Annotated in this window: 12 protein-coding genes and 1 pseudogene; 4 read left to right on the top strand and 9 right to left on the bottom strand. The window is 65.2% G+C overall.

The genetic code is table 11. From position 1 onward, the window contains the following. From V6B15_RS11800 to V6B15_RS11785, 4 genes and pseudogenes are all read right to left on the bottom strand, one after another. Nucleotides 1-1,004: pseudogene (locus V6B15_RS11800) on the bottom strand (autotransporter domain-containing protein); the annotation flags it as partial. Between the two features lie 98 nt (nucleotides 1,005-1,102). After that, entirely contained in the window at nucleotides 1,103-3,475 is a 2,373-nt protein-coding gene (locus V6B15_RS11795; protein WP_334201306.1) for a TonB-dependent receptor, read from the bottom strand. A gap of 2 nt (nucleotides 3,476-3,477) precedes the next feature. Further along, the gene (locus V6B15_RS11790) at nucleotides 3,478-4,395 is read right to left on the bottom strand and encodes a FecR family protein (protein ID WP_334201305.1); all 918 of its coding nucleotides are present in this window, start codon (nucleotides 4,393-4,395) and stop codon (nucleotides 3,478-3,480) included. A gap of 38 nt (nucleotides 4,396-4,433) precedes the next feature. Beyond that, a complete protein-coding gene (locus tag V6B15_RS11785) occupies nucleotides 4,434-4,958 on the bottom strand; it encodes an RNA polymerase sigma factor (protein ID WP_334201304.1) in 525 nt (174 codons plus the stop codon). A 281-nt stretch (nucleotides 4,959-5,239) separates the two neighbouring features. On the opposite strand from V6B15_RS11785, the gene V6B15_RS11780 reads away from it, so the two are divergent. From V6B15_RS11780 to V6B15_RS11770, 3 genes are all read left to right on the top strand, one after another. Beyond that, nucleotides 5,240-5,932, top strand: a complete 693-nt coding sequence (locus V6B15_RS11780; protein WP_334201303.1) for an outer membrane protein — start codon at nucleotides 5,240-5,242, stop codon at nucleotides 5,930-5,932. 81 nt (nucleotides 5,933-6,013) lie between these two features. Continuing rightward, nucleotides 6,014-6,355, top strand: coding sequence for a hypothetical protein (locus V6B15_RS11775; RefSeq protein ID WP_334201302.1), 342 nt, complete (start codon nucleotides 6,014-6,016; stop codon nucleotides 6,353-6,355). A gap of 111 nt (nucleotides 6,356-6,466) precedes the next feature. Continuing rightward, nucleotides 6,467-8,677: a TonB-dependent receptor gene (locus V6B15_RS11770; RefSeq protein WP_334201301.1), complete on the top strand. Its 2,211-nt coding sequence runs from the start codon at nucleotides 6,467-6,469 to the stop codon at nucleotides 8,675-8,677. A 6-nt stretch (nucleotides 8,678-8,683) separates the two neighbouring features. Here V6B15_RS11770 and V6B15_RS11765 read toward each other — a convergent pair whose 3' ends face one another. The 4 genes from V6B15_RS11765 to dcd are packed head-to-tail and all read right to left on the bottom strand — an operon-like array spanning nucleotide 8,684 to nucleotide 11,794. Continuing rightward, nucleotides 8,684-9,166, bottom strand: coding sequence for a DoxX family protein (locus V6B15_RS11765; protein ID WP_334201300.1), 483 nt, complete (start codon nucleotides 9,164-9,166; stop codon nucleotides 8,684-8,686). Nucleotides 9,167-9,217: 51 nt separating this feature from the next. Continuing rightward, entirely contained in the window at nucleotides 9,218-10,393 is a 1,176-nt protein-coding gene (locus tag V6B15_RS11760) for a saccharopine dehydrogenase family protein (protein WP_334201299.1), read from the bottom strand. Between the two features lie 53 nt (nucleotides 10,394-10,446). Beyond that, nucleotides 10,447-11,229, bottom strand: a complete 783-nt coding sequence (locus V6B15_RS11755; RefSeq protein ID WP_334201298.1) for an acyl-CoA thioesterase domain-containing protein — start codon at nucleotides 11,227-11,229, stop codon at nucleotides 10,447-10,449. 10 nt (nucleotides 11,230-11,239) lie between these two features. Then, nucleotides 11,240-11,794: a dCTP deaminase gene (gene dcd / locus V6B15_RS11750; protein ID WP_160766087.1), complete on the bottom strand. Its 555-nt coding sequence runs from the start codon at nucleotides 11,792-11,794 to the stop codon at nucleotides 11,240-11,242. Between the two features lie 150 nt (nucleotides 11,795-11,944). Between dcd and V6B15_RS11745 the strand changes: the two genes are divergently transcribed. Beyond that, nucleotides 11,945-12,229, top strand: coding sequence for a GIY-YIG nuclease family protein (locus V6B15_RS11745; protein ID WP_334201297.1), 285 nt, complete (start codon nucleotides 11,945-11,947; stop codon nucleotides 12,227-12,229). Nucleotides 12,230-12,306: 77 nt separating this feature from the next. Here the strand turns inward: V6B15_RS11745 and putA are convergent, their stop codons facing one another. Continuing rightward, nucleotides 12,307-15,444 (bottom strand): bifunctional proline dehydrogenase/L-glutamate gamma-semialdehyde dehydrogenase PutA, encoded by a 3,138-nt coding sequence (gene putA / locus V6B15_RS11740; protein WP_334201296.1) that lies wholly within the window; start codon nucleotides 15,442-15,444, stop codon nucleotides 12,307-12,309. Between the last annotated feature and the right edge of the window lie 7 nt (nucleotides 15,445-15,451).

Here is a 15,451-nt window from a genome sequence, read left to right as displayed (position 1 = left end):
CCGGCAATACTGCCATCGACAATCAGGCCGAAGCCCGACCCGGTCGCCGGAACCGCGCCGATTGCGATGTCGCGATCGGTGGCGCCGATCACGACTGCCGGCGCAGCGCCATAAGACACGACTTTTGCGCTGCCTTCCTTGGCGTCCTCGATCCCGTCCTTGTCCTCGTCGGGATCGTCCTTGTCGGCATCCTTGGGCGGGACCGCGAAGTAAATGCCCTTGGCGACATCGCCCTCGATCACCAGCGCGCTGCCGCCTTGCAGCAGGTCGTCGTCGTCGAGCTTGGACGGGTCGGTAGGTGCAGTGGTATAGCGGTAGCCGGTCGCCGCGATGTTGCCCTGGACCACCAGCGCGCCATCGATATCGCCGCCCAGATGCGCGGCGGAAGACCCTTCCCCGGCCGCTGATATGGTCCCCGCCAGCCGGACATTGCCGGTCACATCGCCGACCTCGACGCCAACGCTCTCGTCACCAAGGACGCTGGTCTTGCCATCGTGAACGAAGTCGCCATCAAGCAGGCCCGCCACGGAAATCCCGGCGGACTCGTTACCTTCGACATTGATCGTGCCGGTATGGCGGATATCGCCGACCAGATCTCCGCGAACGCGGATGGCTGCGCGGTCACGCCCGACCGCGAAGGGGCCGTCGAAGTCCTTGTCGTTGTCGATGTCTTCGGGCGTATAGGTTTCGTCGATCGTGATCGTACCCGAATTGACGATATCGGCCTGGCGGTCGCCGACCACCTCGATGCCGCTTGCGCCATCGGCATTTGTGACAACGATCTTGCCGGCGTTGGTCGTATCGTGATCGCCATCGACGGTAATCGCCGAACCGGCAGTCAGTTCGATCGAACCCTTGTCGGTCACCTTGACGGCATCGCCTGCCCCGCCCTTCAACTGCGATGTGCGGATCGGCTGCGTGCGCTTGTCTTCAATGAGCGTCTGCGCGGCGAGCGGAACGGCCAGGGTCGCCAGAGCGGTCCCGGCCAGCAGGTATCGATACATATGAAATCCTCCGTCTGGTTGCAGACGAGACGGAGACAGCGGCGCGATGCCTTGGAAAAAAGTGCCGCGCCGGACCACAGATATTGCCAGCGCGGCGTTCAGAAGGAGAAATCGACTCCAATCCGGATGGTGCGCGGCCGCAGCGGTGTCACCTGTTCACGCATGACGGCAAACGGCGTGCCGAGGGCGAAGCGATTGCCTTCGCTATCGGCCAGGTTGGTGATCGAAAGGGTCCCGCCGATCCGTTCGTTGCCGACGCGGACCAGCAGCCCGCTATCGAGATAGTCGCCCTGCAAATCGCCCAGTTCAGGGCCGATGCCGAGACGGGACTTGCCGATGTAGCTTGCCCATAAGCGGCCATCGAGATCGAGACCGCTGCCGAGGTAGCGCGCATATTCCAGTCCCAGACGGCCTGAGAATTCCGCGATATTGGGGACGTGGGTAATCCGGCTGAAGGCGAGCAGGACGGGTTCGTCGATCTCGCTCCGGTTGAGCGTCGCGCCGCCGGTCAGGCGCAAATCGTCGGTCAGGAACGCGCCACCCGACGCGCTGATGGTCCAGACACGGCCGTCACCGATATTGGCGGTGCTCGGAAGCCCGAGGTCGTCGATGAAGTCGGCCTGGATGTCGCTCCATCGGGTGTAGGACAGGTTCAGCGCCAGATCGAAGGAATCGATCCCGGCGCGCCCGTGACGCGCCCCCACTTCCAGCGTCCGGGCGTGGTCGTCGCGGAAGCGGCGGACGAATTCGCCCTCGATCGCCAGCCCCCCCGGACGGAAGCCTTCCTGATAGCGCGCATAGAGGCTGGTCTTCGGCCCCAGCGAGGCGAGCAGCGAGGCCGAGGGCAGGATGGCCGACTGGTCGCGGCTCGCCGTGGTCGCTGCGCGCTCCACCATCAAGGCAAGCGGCACGTCTTCGGCGCTTCCGCCGAGGCGGGCATGGGTGAAGCGGGCGCCCAGTGTCGCGATGAGGCCATCGCGCAAGCGGTAGGACCCTTCGCCGTAGAGCGTGGCTTCGGTAATCGTATTGAGCACGCCCGTCGTAGCGGACCGCTCGTTTTCCCGTTCGAGCGAACGGTTCAGCTGCGTGCGGTTGTCGATCAGGCTTATCCCGGCGAGCCAGCCGAACCGGCGCTCCTCCAAAGGCAGCCAGACCCGCGTCTCGTGCGCGAGCATGCGCGTTTCATTGCGCTGGATGAAGACCCGGTCTTCGGCACCCGGCATCGTGGCATCGTAGCGCTCCTCGAGCTCCTGCCGGGCAAGGCCGGTCGTGGAGCGCAATCCCAGCGCGCCGATCTGTCCGGACAGAACCAATTGCCCGTGAAGATAGTCGGCATCCGAACCTTCACGGACGCGCGCCGTGCTCTCGTAGCGATCCCCCTCGCGCGCGGCATACTGGCTGTCGGAAGCATGGGTGGATTGCGCGAGGCCGATTACGTCCACAGTCCATTGCGGGGCCAGTTCGAGCCGGGCGATCGCACGGCCCGCCACGATACTTGTGCGGTTCACGTCGCTTCTGTCGAGCAGCGGCTTGTCGATATACCCGCCCTCGCTGGCAGCATCGAGCGTGATGCGAAGCGCGGCCTTTTCCGCGGCCAGCGGGACGTTGGCGGTTGCGCTCGCATCGAGGCTTCCGGCCCCGTGCTGGGTTAGCGCCCCGCCCACAGTGGCGCGGAAATCCCGCCGGTCGAGTTCGGGCATGTTCGGCACCAGGCGAATGATGCCTCCGAGCGAACCCGCCCCGTAGAGCGTGCCCTGCGGCCCTTCGAGAACTTCGACGCGTTCGAGATCCGATAGCCTGAGGTCGGGATCGGGGGCATTGTAGCTGAGCCGCATATCGCCGAGGTACTGGCCGACCGTTGCCTGTGTCGGCCCGGTGAAGCTGGAATCGGCAATTCCGCGAATGAACAGCTTGTTGCGCCCGCTTCCAAGATAGGTCGAGGAGACGGTGGCGATCCGCTGAGTGATCTTTTCGGTCCCGCCGATACCGCCAAGGGCAAGTTCCTCGCCATCGACGATCGATACCTGCGCGGGGAGATCTTCGAGCCGTGTATCGCGCTTGCTGGCGACAACGACGATCTCTTCCATGGGGGCCGGTGGGGGAGAGGGCGATTTGGCAGCTGGCCGGGGCAGGGGCTCGGGCCGCCGCGCCGTGCGCGCGAACCGCACGGCCCTGCGCGGCTGCTGCTCGAGACGCCACGAGGAATTACCGATGGCAACGGCCTTCGCGTCGACGCTTTCGGCCAGTCGCCGGACGGCCTGACGGGCGCTCATACGGCCGCGGATGCGCGGCGCGGGTCGCTGGGCAAGCACCGGGTCGCTAACCACGATGCTCGTGCCGGTTTGCCGCGCGATGGCGATGGCCGAATCTGCGACAGTGCCCGGAGCTATGTCGATCGACGCGTCGCGCGCAGCGGTTTGCGCGGGAAGACAGGCCACCAGGGCAGCAAGGGCATAGGGAGCGTGCCGCATGGTCAACGAGACGCAAGGATCCATGTCTCGCCGCGCCGCTCGACCGAGACCCCGAGCAGGGGACCCAGCGAAGCCGGGTCCCTGCGCAGGGGGTCGAGGGCAATGCTGCCTGAAATGGGCCATTCGCCGCTGGTCTCGGAAGCCCGGTAGTCGATCCCGCTTGCCCGCGCGATGTCGGCGGCGACATCGGCCAGGGGCGCTCTGAGGAAAGTCAGTCGTCCCTCGCGCCACTCGCCGACCTGATCGAGCGGAATGCTTGCAAGTTCATAGGTTGCACTGGCCCTGTCGAAGGTAAGGATATGGCCCGGTTCGATCCGGGCGTTCTGTCTTGCCGGATTATAGATGACCGCGCCCTCGGACACGCCGACACCGACCTCGGAGCGCCGGATGCTGACGTCGAAAACCGTCCCGGCATCGACCAGCGTGGCGCTGCCGACATCGACCCGGAACGGGTTGCTCTCGTCATGGCGGATTTCGAACAGGGCACGGCCGCGCTCGAGGCGGGCGTAACGATCCCGGTCCGGATCGACGATCAACTCGGTGTCGCCGGCCATGACAATCACGCTCCCGTCCTCAAGCGCGATCTGGCGCGTTTCGCCGGGCACGGTGCGATAGACCGAGGTGGCATCGTTCACCTGCCAGACCCACAGCGCCGCCACCAGCGCGAGACATGCGGCAAGTGCGGGAGCGAACCAGGGTCGCCGGGGGGCGGGGCGCTCTTCGTCGATATCATTGGCAGGTTGGACTTCGAGCATGGCGGCGCCCTCTTCCGCTGCCAGCATGACATGGTCGTAGGCCGCCGCATGCTCGGGCGATTGTTCGAGCCAGTCGGTAAAGCGCGACCAGTCCTCGAATTCGGGTTCGGACGTCCTGACCGCCCAGGCAGCGGCCTCATCGAGAATGTTGCGATCAAGCGCCATAGATTGTTGCTCCTGCCCTATAGACGGAGTGCCTGCGTTCATTCCTCATCGAGCCGCTCCCTGAGTTCGGCGAGAACCCGGTAAATGGCGCGCAAATCACCTTCGACGGTACTGATGCTGACGCCGAATTCCTCGGCAATGGCGCGCTGGGCGATACCGTCGATGCGGCAGCGCCGAAAGATTTTCACGGCACGATCGGGAAATTCCGCCAGCGCGTCTTCCACCTTGCGGGCGAATTGCCGGCCGGCGATTACGCGCTCGGCCGAAGGGCTGTCGGATATGCCAGGAACCGGTCCGGAACTGGCTTCGGTCCATTCCTTCTCCCGCACGGCGGATTGCCTTGCGGAACGATAGCGATCGATCATCGCCATATTGGCCGCGCGGTAGAGATAGGCCATCGGCGCGCCGACGGGACCGGCCGGACGGCGGGCAATCTTCAGCCAGACCTCCTGCAATATGTCCTCGGCATCGTCACCGGCGCCGCGCGCCACGAGGAAACGCAGAAGCGGTTGCCGGTTCGCAAGGAAGACGGCCTGCAGTCCATCGTCCGGATCCTCGGTCACGGCAAGCTTCACCCTTCCCACTTCTCGATTCGCGCACAACCGCCACGCGTGCAGGTGAACCGCAATCGCTGAACCGGAGACAACGAGCCGCCCCGCGCGGCGCTGCCGACAGGTACGAACGGTTCCATCGCCCCGCAAGCGGCTGCGATCAAGGCAATTGAACGAGGACTCCGTCTCTTGGGCGAGGCGGCAGTCGAAGGCTGTCTCGCAAGTGATCCCGGCAAGCCGGGCAACTCGCGAGCGCATTCCCTCGCACCTCCGAGTTTATGAAAGGAAAGACTATGAAAGCTATTTTCTTGATCGGTGCTGCAGCCATGGCTCTGGCGGGTACCTCCGCACAGGCGCAGGACGTCTCTGGCTTCCGCATCGAGGGGCGCCTCGGGTGGGACAAGGTCGGTGCCGAAGCCGTGCTCCCCAACCCGGAAGACGACGAAGACGAAACCGGCGACGAATTCCTCGTCGGCAAGGACAAGGATGACGGCCCTGCCTACGGGGTCGAAATCGGCTACGACTTTCAGATCGGCGACAGCTTCGTCGTCGGTGCCTATGGCGGCGTCGACCTGTCGGACAGCAATATCTGTGTCGAACTGGTCGAAGACGATCTCTCCTGCGCCGAACTCGGCCGGACCTTCACCGCGGGTCTGCGCGCCGGCGTGCCGATCGGCAGGAATTCGCTCATTTATGCAAAGGGTGGGTATTCGAACGGCAAGCTCGACCTGAGCTACGATCCCGATGTCACCGACAATGATGACGAGGAGCCCGGCGAAATAGCTGCCTTCTCGGAAAAGCGCGACGGCTATCACCTCGGTGCCGGCGCCGAGATCGGGATCACCTCGAGCATCTATGCCAAGCTCGAATATGTCTACACCGACTTCGGCAGCGATTCCTATCTCCTCGACGAGGACGAAGAGACGTCGATCGATGTCCAGAGCGATCGCCACCAGGTCCTCATCGGCCTGGGCCTGCGGTTCTGAGCGGTGCGGCGGGGAGGGGGTATCCTCCTCCCCGCCCAATCAGGCGGAACGACAACCCATCCATAGGATCATTCTCAGGACATGGGATCGCATCCGCTGAAAGCCTTCGCCCTGTTGTGTGCAGGCATTCTCTTCTGGCTCCTCGCATCCCGGGTTGCGGGCGCAGGCAAGCCCTGGGAAAGCGATGCCTACTGGTACTTCTGGTACCCACTCTGTCTCGCCCTTGCGGGAATGGCGGGGTTTTTCCTGCGGGATGACGGCTGGATCGCGGGGGGAATACTCGTCTTCTCGCAGATCCCTGTGATGTGGTTGCAAAACGGCCTTGGGGCGGCCGGATTGTTCATCACGTGTATTCTGGCGATCCATGGGGTCGCGATTGCGATGCTCGCCGGTCGGATAGCCGTCCGGCTACACGCCCAATGACCGGTCGCTTCCGGGCGCAATTCGTCGCCTTTGCGAATGCATTCGTCGATTAGGTCGCAGGGCGCAGAGAAAATCCTTGCGCGCCCGGCCAGCGTCGCTAACACGCAGGATATGTTGTATCGTTCAAAGCACTCGCTTCGCCTTGTCGTCTCCACCCTCTCGCTCGCGGCCATGCTGGTCGCGGGTCCGGCGCTGGCCCAACAGGCCGATGCCGAACCGGAGGCGGAGCCGGACGCGCCCCCGGCCGAAGACCTGCACGACCGCCGGATCAACTATCAGGGCCAGATCATCGTCAGCGCGCAGGGCCTGCGCGAATTCGACCTCCTGGCAGGCACCAGCGTCGTCGAGGCAGACGAATTGCAGCGCAATATGGATGGCCAGCTGGGCGAAGTGCTCGCCAGCCTGCCCGGCGTTTCGGCATCGGGCTTTGCGCCGGGCGCCTCGCGCCCGATCCTGCGCGGCTTCTCGGGCGAACGCGTCAAGGTGCTGGTCGACGGCATCGGCGCAATCGATGCCTCCAACACATCCGACGATCACGCGGTCTCGATCGACCCGCTGACCGCCGAGAGCATCGAGGTATTGCGCGGGCCTGCCGTGCTGCTGTTCGGTAGTCAGGCGATCGGCGGCGCGGTGAACGTGATCGACAAGCGGATCCCGCGCCGGGTTCCGGACGAGCCGGTGCATGTCGATTTTGTCGCCCGCACCGACACCGCCAGCGATCTGCGCGAATTCGGCGGCTCGGTCGATGTGCCCTTCGGCACCAGCGGCCTCGTGGCGCATGTGGACGGATCATGGCGCGAAAGCGACGATCTCGAGATCGCCGGGTTCTCGGTGGCGCCTGCGCTGCGCGCCGAAATCCTCGCAGATGCTGCCGAAGAAGAGGACGAGGGCGAGTTCGAAGAGGCCGAGGAACTGCGCGAGGCCGCCGACCAGCGCGGCGTGCTGCCCAATAGCGCGACCGAAACCTGGACTGCCAATGCGGGCCTCGCCTTCTTCAAGGGCGATAGCAATCTGGGTGTCTCCTTCGGCGTCTACGACACCGCCTATGGCGTTCCCGGCCGGCCGGGTGCGGGGCATCATCATGGCGAGGAAGAAGACCACGAGGACGAGGATCACGACGAAGACGAGCAGGGCGAGGAAGAGCATGGCGAAGAGCAGGTCAGCATCGGCCTGCGCCAGTACCGCGCCGATCTGCGCGGCGATATCTTCCTCGGCGAAGGCTTCTTCGAGCGGCTGAAAATCCGCGCGGGCTATTCGGACTATACCCATACCGAATTCGAAGGCGACGAGATCGGCACGGTGTTCGAGGTCGAAGGCCTCGAAGCGCGGGCTGAGCTGGTCCAGAACACCTCGGGCGCATGGCGGGGATCGCTGGGCACGCAATATTACTTCCGCGACTTCGAAGCGGTCGGCGCGGAAGCCTTCGTGGCGCCCAACCGCACCGAACAGATCGCCTTTTTCGCGCTCCAGGAATATGGCGACGGCCCGTTCGAAGTCGAAGGCTCGCTACGCTACGAGAACACCAGGGTCGATGCGACCACGCTGGGTATCGAACGCAGTTTCGACACCTTCTCGGGCGCGATCGGTCTTGCCTACGAGGTTTCGCCAACCGTCCGGACGGGGATCAACCTGTCCCGAGTGGCGCGTGCACCGGCGGGCGAGGAACTGTTCTCCAACGGCCCGCATATTGCCACGCAAGCGTTCGAGATCGGCAATCCCGATCTTGATATCGAACGCGCCTGGGGTGCGGAAATCTTCGCCCGCGGTAGCGTGGGCGGGGCGCGCTTCAGCATCGCCGCCTATCGCAGCTGGTTCGACGATTTCATCTACCTCGCGCAGAATGGAGAGGAAGAAGACGATCTACCGGTGTTTCTCTTCCTTCAGCAGGATGCGACCTACACCGGGATCGAGGGCGAAGTGGCTTTCGACCTGATCGATACCGGCGATTTCACCATCGGGACCGAGCTGCAGGGCGACTATGTCCATGCCAGGCTCGGCGACGACAGCTTCGTGCCGCGGATTCCGCCGCTTCACCTCGCTGCCGCCCTGACCGCTTCGACCGATGCCTTCGACCTGCGCGGCGAAGTGGAATGGTATGACGACCAGAACGACATCGCGGCGTATGAAACGGCGACCGAGGGCTACACCTTCGTCAATGCCGCGCTCGCCTGGCGCCCGCTGCACGGGAACGAGTCGATCACGCTGATGCTCAAGGCCGACAACATCTTCGATGTGACCGCGCGCCGCCACACCAGCGTCACCAAGGATTTCGTGCCGCTGGCGGGGCGCAATTTCAGCGCGAGCATCCGCGCCAGCTTCTAGGCCGGGTCAGACACTGTCGGCGGGGCGATCGCTGCGGGCAGCCGCGGCGGTCGCCCCTTCGGCTTTCCCTTCGGCATGCGCGGCCTTGACCTCGGCATCATGCGCGCGGTCACGTTCGCGCCACAGGCCGACCTGGCCGCGGACCTGGCCATAGGCGAACACCATCAGCAGACCGCCGATAATGGCGACGTTCTTGAGCGCCATCGCCGCCTGCGTCTGGTCGGTCACCTGTTCGTGGAAGAACAGCGTCGCCAGCGCGGTGAAGACGAGCAGTGCGAGGCTGGCCAGCCGTGTCATGAAGCCGCTTGCCAGGATCAGCCCCGCCACGACCTCGAACACGCCCACGGCAAGCGCAAGGCTGCCGGGAAAGGGCGATTCGGCTTCCATGTAGGCAGCGGTTGCCGCCGGATCCATGACCTTGCCGAGCCCGGCCATGACGAACAATGCGCCGAGTAGGATACGCCCGATCAGTGCTGCGATGGTAGCCATTGTGTCTCTCCCCTGTGGTGTTGTTCGGCGCCGCCGGTGCGACCCCGCCCCCTACTCCTCGACTGCGAACCGCAATTCGGCGTGGTCGCGCAGGCGTTCGACCAGCGCTTCGCCGAGGAACGAACCGGGCGTGCCGACGCCGCCTTCGGCGTCGCTGTCGAGCAAGGCCATGCCGGTTTCGGCCAGCATCCGGCTGGTCGAGCCATAGCCCGGATCATACTTGCCCTTGACCCCGTAATGGAGCCGCTTGCCATCGGGCCATTCACCCACGAACAGCACGTCGTAATACCCGTTCTCGCGCTCGTCCTTGCTCGGCCCTTCGCCGGGCTTGGGGGGCTTGGCGCCAAACGGGTTCTTGAGCATGTCGACCACTGCATTGGCCGCCGCCTTGCCCGCTTCGCCGGGGCTGGTGAGCATCATCTCGTCATAGCGGAAGTCCTCGCCATAGGGATGCCCGCGCAGGAAATTGGTGCGATGGACGTTCTTGGTGTTGATCGTCGCCATGACGAACGGCGCGGCCCATTTGCCCAGTTCGTCCTCATAATGCGGGATCATGCCCGAAGGCTGGTCGGGGCCGTCGAAACCGGGGGCGAGGCCGAAGGGATCGTTGAGCACCTTGATGATCCCGGGATTCTTCGCCGCCGCCTTCATCGTCGCGGTCAGGCTCGCCGCGGTGCCGCCCGAGAAGGTACCTTGCATCGCGCGGACGCGGCCCTTGACCCGCGGCGCGGGCGAACCATGGCGGGCGACCGCTTCATGCTGGAGCATCAGCACGCCGAGATCGAAGGGGATCGAATCGAACCCGCTCGAAAAGGTTATCCGTGCGCCGCTCGTCTTGGCGGCTTCGTGGTGGAGATCGATCTGCTCGCGCATCCATGCCGGTTCGCCGCACAGATCGGCGTAGTCGGTGCCCGTCTTGACGCAGGCGGCAACCAGCTTGTCGCCGTAGAGCTGGTAGGGGCCGACGGTGCTGAGGACGACCTTGGTCCGGCGGCACATCGCTTCGAGGCTGGCGGGATCGTCGGCATCGGCGACCACCAGCGGCGTCGTGGCCGGTGCGCCGATTTCCTCACGGACCGCTTCGAGCTTGTCCATGCTCCGCCCGGCCATGGCCCATTTCGGCCCATCCGCCGCTGCGCCATATTCACGCACGAAATGCTCCGCGACGAGGCGCCCGGTATATCCGGTGGCGCCATAGACGATGATGTCGAATTCGGTGTCGGCCATGTGTCTCTCCTTTGCCGCCTGAATGCGCGTGGCAGGCAGGAGAGTCAAAGACGTTACGGCGCGCGCGCAATGCGCGGGAGAACGCCCGACTGGCTCGAAATCGCCAGCAAGCGTCCGTCTTCGGCGAAGTGCCGGGCGCTGCCGTGCACCACGCCGCGACCGAAGGCGGCAAGCTCGGTCACCGTCAGGACCCAGCCATCGTCCGCCGACTGGATATAGCGATAGGTATCGTCGAGGCTCGATCCGCCGCGCGAAGCAGGATGCGCGCCGAGGAAGAAGTCCGAGACGATCGCCAGCCAGCCCGAATCCGCTGCGAATCCCGCCTGCGAGCGGGACCACAGCGCCTGGATGCCGCGCTCGTCGTCCTGCATCGCCACGCGGATGTCGATCTGGTCGCCCAGCGTGCCGGGGACACCCCAGCCGCGGTCGCCCGGTTCGCATTCGGCTGCGGGCGGGACATCGGGCATTGCGGCGAAGATGCGCTGCTCGCTCGGCTCGCGCGCACCCAGCGCCGCGCTGGCGCGGTGGGTCAGCCGGCCGTTGCTGCGGATCTCCGCCTGCCATTGGCCGACCGACTGGCCGCCGCCGCACTGTTCGCAGGAAACGACCAGTTCCTCCGCATGCGTGGTCGGGGCGAGGAACTGGATGTTCGACCACAGCAGCTTCTGCCCGCTCGCCAGTTCGAGCGCGTCGACCGCCGCCGCCAGCGCGACCCCGCCCATTACATGCGGTGCGCCTTCGGGCCCGACCGTGGCAGGCGGCATGACCGGCAGGACGTATTCGCCCTCGCGCTGACCCGGCGCGACGCGCCAGAAGGGAAAGCGCGAAACGCTCATCCGATCGCGGTCACAGCCGCGGCAGCGTCACGCCGCGCTGACCCATATATTTGCCCGCGCGGTCCCGGTAGGTGGTCTCGCATCGCTCGTTGCCCTGCAGAAACAGGAACTGGCACGCGCCTTCATTGGCGTAGATTTTCGCGGGCAGCGGGGTGGTGTTGGAAAACTCCAGCGTCACATGGCCTTCCCAGCCGGGCTCGAGCGGGGTGACGTTGACGATGATCCCGCAGCGCGCATAGGTGCTCTTGCCAAGGCAGATCACCAGCACGTCTTCGGGCACGCGGAAATATTCGACCGTGCGTGCCAGCGCGAAGCTGTTGGGCGGGATCACGCAGATGTCAGTTTCGCGGTCGACCAGGCTGTCGCCGTCGAAGTTCTTCGGATCGACCACCGCGCTGTTCACATTGGTGAAGATCTTGAACTCGGGCGCCACGCGCGCGTCGTAGCCATAGCTCGACAGCCCGTAGCTGATCACCCCTTCGCGGCGCTGGGCCTCGACGAAGGGCTCGATCATGCCTTCGTTCTGCGCCTTGTCGCGGATCCACTTGTCGGAAAGAATCGCCATGGGAGAGGAATTCCCGAAGTGAGGGGCGGGGGCAAGCGGGAGGCGGGATTTATCCCGTATCGCGGAGATTGCCGGGTCTTCTTTCCATCCGCATCCCATCCGCTCGGCCTGAGCTTGTCGAAGGCCATACGCCCAGCTTATCCTCCAAGAATGGCCTTCTTCGCGTATATCCTGCGCTGCAACGATGGCAGCTACTACACGGGCCATACGGAGGACCTCGAAATTCGGATGGCACAGCACCAAACCGGTGCACTCGGAGGTTACACCGCCAAGCGCCTTCCGGTGGTGCTGCTATGGTCGCAGGATTTTCCGACGCGCGATGAGGCGTTCGAGGCCGAACGCCAGATCAAAGGCTGGAGCCGGGCGAAGAAAGAGGCGTTAATCGCGGGCGACTGGAGCAGGGTGACCGAACTCGCGAGGAACAGACAACATTGACGCCATAGCCGCGCGCGGCTGCGCGTGGCCTTCGACAGGCTCAGGCTGAGCGGAGGTGGGCGGCCCTAGTGCCTCATCTAGCTCGCCAACAGCGTGGCGTTGCCGCCGGCTGCGGTTGTGTCGATGCACACCACGCGTTCCGTCGCGAAGCGCGCGACATAGTGCGGGCCGCCCGCCTTGGGGCCGGTGCCCGACAGGCCCTCGCCGCCGAAGGGCTGGCTTTCGACTACGGCGCCGATCTGGTTGCGGTTGACGTAGAAATTGCCGACCTTGGCGCGCGCCTCCACGAAGGCGCGCGTGTCGTCATTGCGGCTGTGGAGCCCCAGCGTCAGGCCGAAACCGGTCGCGTTGATATCTTCCACCACGCGCTCGAGGTCGGACGCCTTCCAGCGGACCACGTGCAGGATCGGGCCGAAGTTCTCGCGCTTCAGGTCGAGGATCGAATCCATCTCGATGATCGTCGGTGCGACGTAGCAGCCCGCATTGGCCCCGCGGTGCAGGCGGCGGCGCCAGACCGGTCGCCCGCCCTTCTTGCGGCGCGCGACATGACGCTCGAGCGAGGATTTGGCATCCATGTCGATCACCGGGCCGACGTCGGTCGCAAGGTGTTCGGGATTGCCGATCGTCAGCGCTTCGAACCCGCCGCGGATCATCTTTAGCATGTCATCATAGACATCGTCCTGGATGTAGAGGACGCGCAATGCGGAGCAGCGCTGGCCCGCACTCTGGAAGGCGCTGGCGACGACGTCGCGCGTGACCTGTTCGGGCAGCGCGGTGGAATCGACGATCATCGCGTTCTGCCCGCCCGTTTCGGCGATCAGCGTGGCGATGGGGCCTTCGCGCGCCGCCAGTCCCCGATTGATCGCCTGCGCGGTCTGGGTCGAGCCGGTAAAGGCAACGCCTGCAATGCGCGGATCCGAAGTGATCATCTCGCCCACATCGCCCGCGCCGGGCAGGAGCTGGAACGCCGCTTCGGGAATGCCCGCTTCATGGCACAGGCGCACTGCGAGCGCGGCGATCAGCGGGGTCTGCTCGGCAGGCTTGGCGATGACGGTATTGCCCGCGGCCAGCGCGGCGGCGGGGGTGCCGATGAAGATCGCCAGCGGGAAGTTCCACGGGCTGATGCAGGCAAACACGCCGCGGCCATGCAAGCTCAGCCGGTTTTCCTCGCCGGTCGGGCCGGGCAGCGGGATCGGGCCGGTGAACTGGCGCCGCGCCTCATTGGCGTAGAAGCGCAGGAAATCGACTGCTTCGCGCAGTTCGAGCACTGCATCCATCAGCGTCTTGCCGGCTTCGCGCTGGCACAGGCTGAGGAATTCGTCGGTATGGTCCTCGAACAGATCGGCGGCGGCATCGAGCAGCAGCGCGCGCTTCTCGCCGCCCAGACGGTCCCAGCCGGGCTGGATCGCTTCGGCGCGGCTGATCGCTTCTTCGACTTCGAAATCGAGCGCGTCGCGCCGCGTGCCGACTTCGGCGGAGAGGTCGTGCGGCTTGTTGATCGGCGCCACTTCGCCCTCGGCCCCCGATACGAAGGTCGGCTCGGCTACCCAATGGCGGCTTTCGAGCGCGGCGAGGCGATCCTGCAGCGGTTCGAGCACCAGCGGGTCGGACAGGTCGATCCCCGCCGAATTGGGGCGGCCGGGGAAGATATCGGTCGGCAGCGGAATGGTCGGATTGCGATAGGGTTCGAGCAGCGCGAGGTCGGCCACCGGATCGGTCGCCAGCTCGGCGGCAGGCACTTCGGCATCGGCCATGCGATTGACGAAGGAGCTGTTGGCGCCGTTTTCGAGGAGGCGCCGCACCAGATAGGCGAGCAGGTCCTTATGCGTGCCGGTGGGGGCATAGATGCGCACATTGGTGCGATCACTGCCTTCCATCTGCGCGAGCGCGCCGTAGATGTCCTCGCCCATGCCGTGCAGCCGCTGGAATTCGAGCGGCTTGTTCCCCGCCAGCGCCTTGATCGCGCCGATGGTGTAGGCGTTATGCGTGGCGAATGCCGGATAGATCGCATCGTCTGCGGCGAGCATCTTTTCCGCGCAGGCAAGGTAGCTCACATCGGTCGCCAGCTTGCGCGTGAAAACGGGGAAATCCTTGAACCCGCCGACCTGGCTGAGCTTGATTTCGGTATCCCAATAAGCGCCCTTGACCAGCCGGACGAAGAACTTGCGATCGTATTTGCGCGCCAGCCGGGCGGTCCAGTCGACCATCGGCACGCCGCGCTTCTGGTAGGCCTGGATGGCCAGGCCGAAGCCTTCCCAGCGGCTGCCGTCGGGACGCGTGAACAGGCTGTCGTCGCGCGCCAGCGCCTCGATCAGGTCCATCGACAGCTCGAGCCGGTCGGCTTCCTCGGCGTCGATGGTGAAGTGGATATTCGCATCGCGCGCCGCAGTGGCGAGATCGCGCACGATCGGCAGCAGGTCGGCCACTGCAAGGTCGGCGTGGAGGAAGGTATATTTCGGATGCAGCGCCGACAGCTTGACCGAAATGCCGGGCGCGGTGCGGACATCGCCGGTAGCCTCCTTGACCAGCCGGTCGATCGCCTTGTGATAATTCACCCGGTACCGTTCGGCATCGTCATAGGTCATCGCGGCTTCGCCCAGCATGTCGAAGCTGTGCGTCAGTCCGCGCGCGCGTTCGGGCGCGGCGCGCTTGAGCGATTCCTGGATCGTGCGGCCATAGACGAACTGGCCGCCGAGGATGCGCATGGCCTGCAGCGTCGCGGTGCGGATCACGGGTTCGCCAAGCCGGTTGACCGCGCGCTTGAGGGTCTTGCCCATGCCCTTCTGTGCATCCTCGGGGCGGTCGAGCACTTCGCCGGTCAGCATCAGCGAGAAGGTCGCGGCATTGACGAAGGTCGACGAGCTTTCGCCCATGTGTTCGGCCCAGTCGATATCGCCGATCTTGTCACGGATCAGCGCGTCGGCGGTGGCGGCATCGGGCACGCGCAGCAATGCTTCGGCGAGGCACATCAGCGCCACGCCTTCCTCGGTCGCGAGGCCGTATTGATGAAGGAAGGCGTCGATCCCGCTCGCCTTGCGCTGACGCGCGTCCTCGATCAGGCGGATCGCAATCCGCGCCGCTTCCTCGTGTTTCGCGCTGGCGGTGCCGGCCTGTGCCATGCGTTCGGCGACGCAGGCATTTTCTTCCGCGCGATAGGCTTCGCGGAGCGCTTGGCGGGAAATGGGGGACAGGCGGGCAGGATCGTGCAGGGCCATACGACTC

It is taken from the genome of Qipengyuania sp. Mu-71, from assembly GCF_036867055.1.
GTDB classification, from domain to species: Bacteria; Pseudomonadota; Alphaproteobacteria; order Sphingomonadales; family Sphingomonadaceae; genus Qipengyuania; species Qipengyuania profunda.
This window is presented reverse-complemented; position numbering and strand designations above follow the sequence as displayed.

Coding starts and splice junctions, on each gene's coding strand:
- V6B15_RS11795 (WP_334201306.1), bottom strand. CDS start 3,475: ATGCGGCACGCTCCCTATGCCCTTGCTGCCCTGGTGGCCTGTCTTCCC.
- V6B15_RS11790 (WP_334201305.1), bottom strand. CDS start 4,395: ATGGCGCTTGATCGCAACATTCTCGATGAGGCCGCTGCCTGGGCGGTC.
- V6B15_RS11780 (WP_334201303.1), top strand. CDS start 5,240: ATGAAAGCTATTTTCTTGATCGGTGCTGCAGCCATGGCTCTGGCGGGT.
- V6B15_RS11775 (WP_334201302.1), top strand. CDS start 6,014: ATGGGATCGCATCCGCTGAAAGCCTTCGCCCTGTTGTGTGCAGGCATT.
- V6B15_RS11770 (WP_334201301.1), top strand. CDS start 6,467: ATGTTGTATCGTTCAAAGCACTCGCTTCGCCTTGTCGTCTCCACCCTC.
- V6B15_RS11765 (WP_334201300.1), bottom strand. CDS start 9,166: ATGGCTACCATCGCAGCACTGATCGGGCGTATCCTACTCGGCGCATTG.
- V6B15_RS11760 (WP_334201299.1), bottom strand. CDS start 10,393: ATGGCCGACACCGAATTCGACATCATCGTCTATGGCGCCACCGGATAT.
- V6B15_RS11755 (WP_334201298.1), bottom strand. CDS start 11,229: ATGAGCGTTTCGCGCTTTCCCTTCTGGCGCGTCGCGCCGGGTCAGCGC.
- dcd (WP_160766087.1), bottom strand. CDS start 11,794: ATGGCGATTCTTTCCGACAAGTGGATCCGCGACAAGGCGCAGAACGAA.
- V6B15_RS11745 (WP_334201297.1), top strand. CDS start 11,945: ATGGCCTTCTTCGCGTATATCCTGCGCTGCAACGATGGCAGCTACTAC.
- putA (WP_334201296.1), bottom strand. CDS start 15,444: ATGGCCCTGCACGATCCTGCCCGCCTGTCCCCCATTTCCCGCCAAGCG.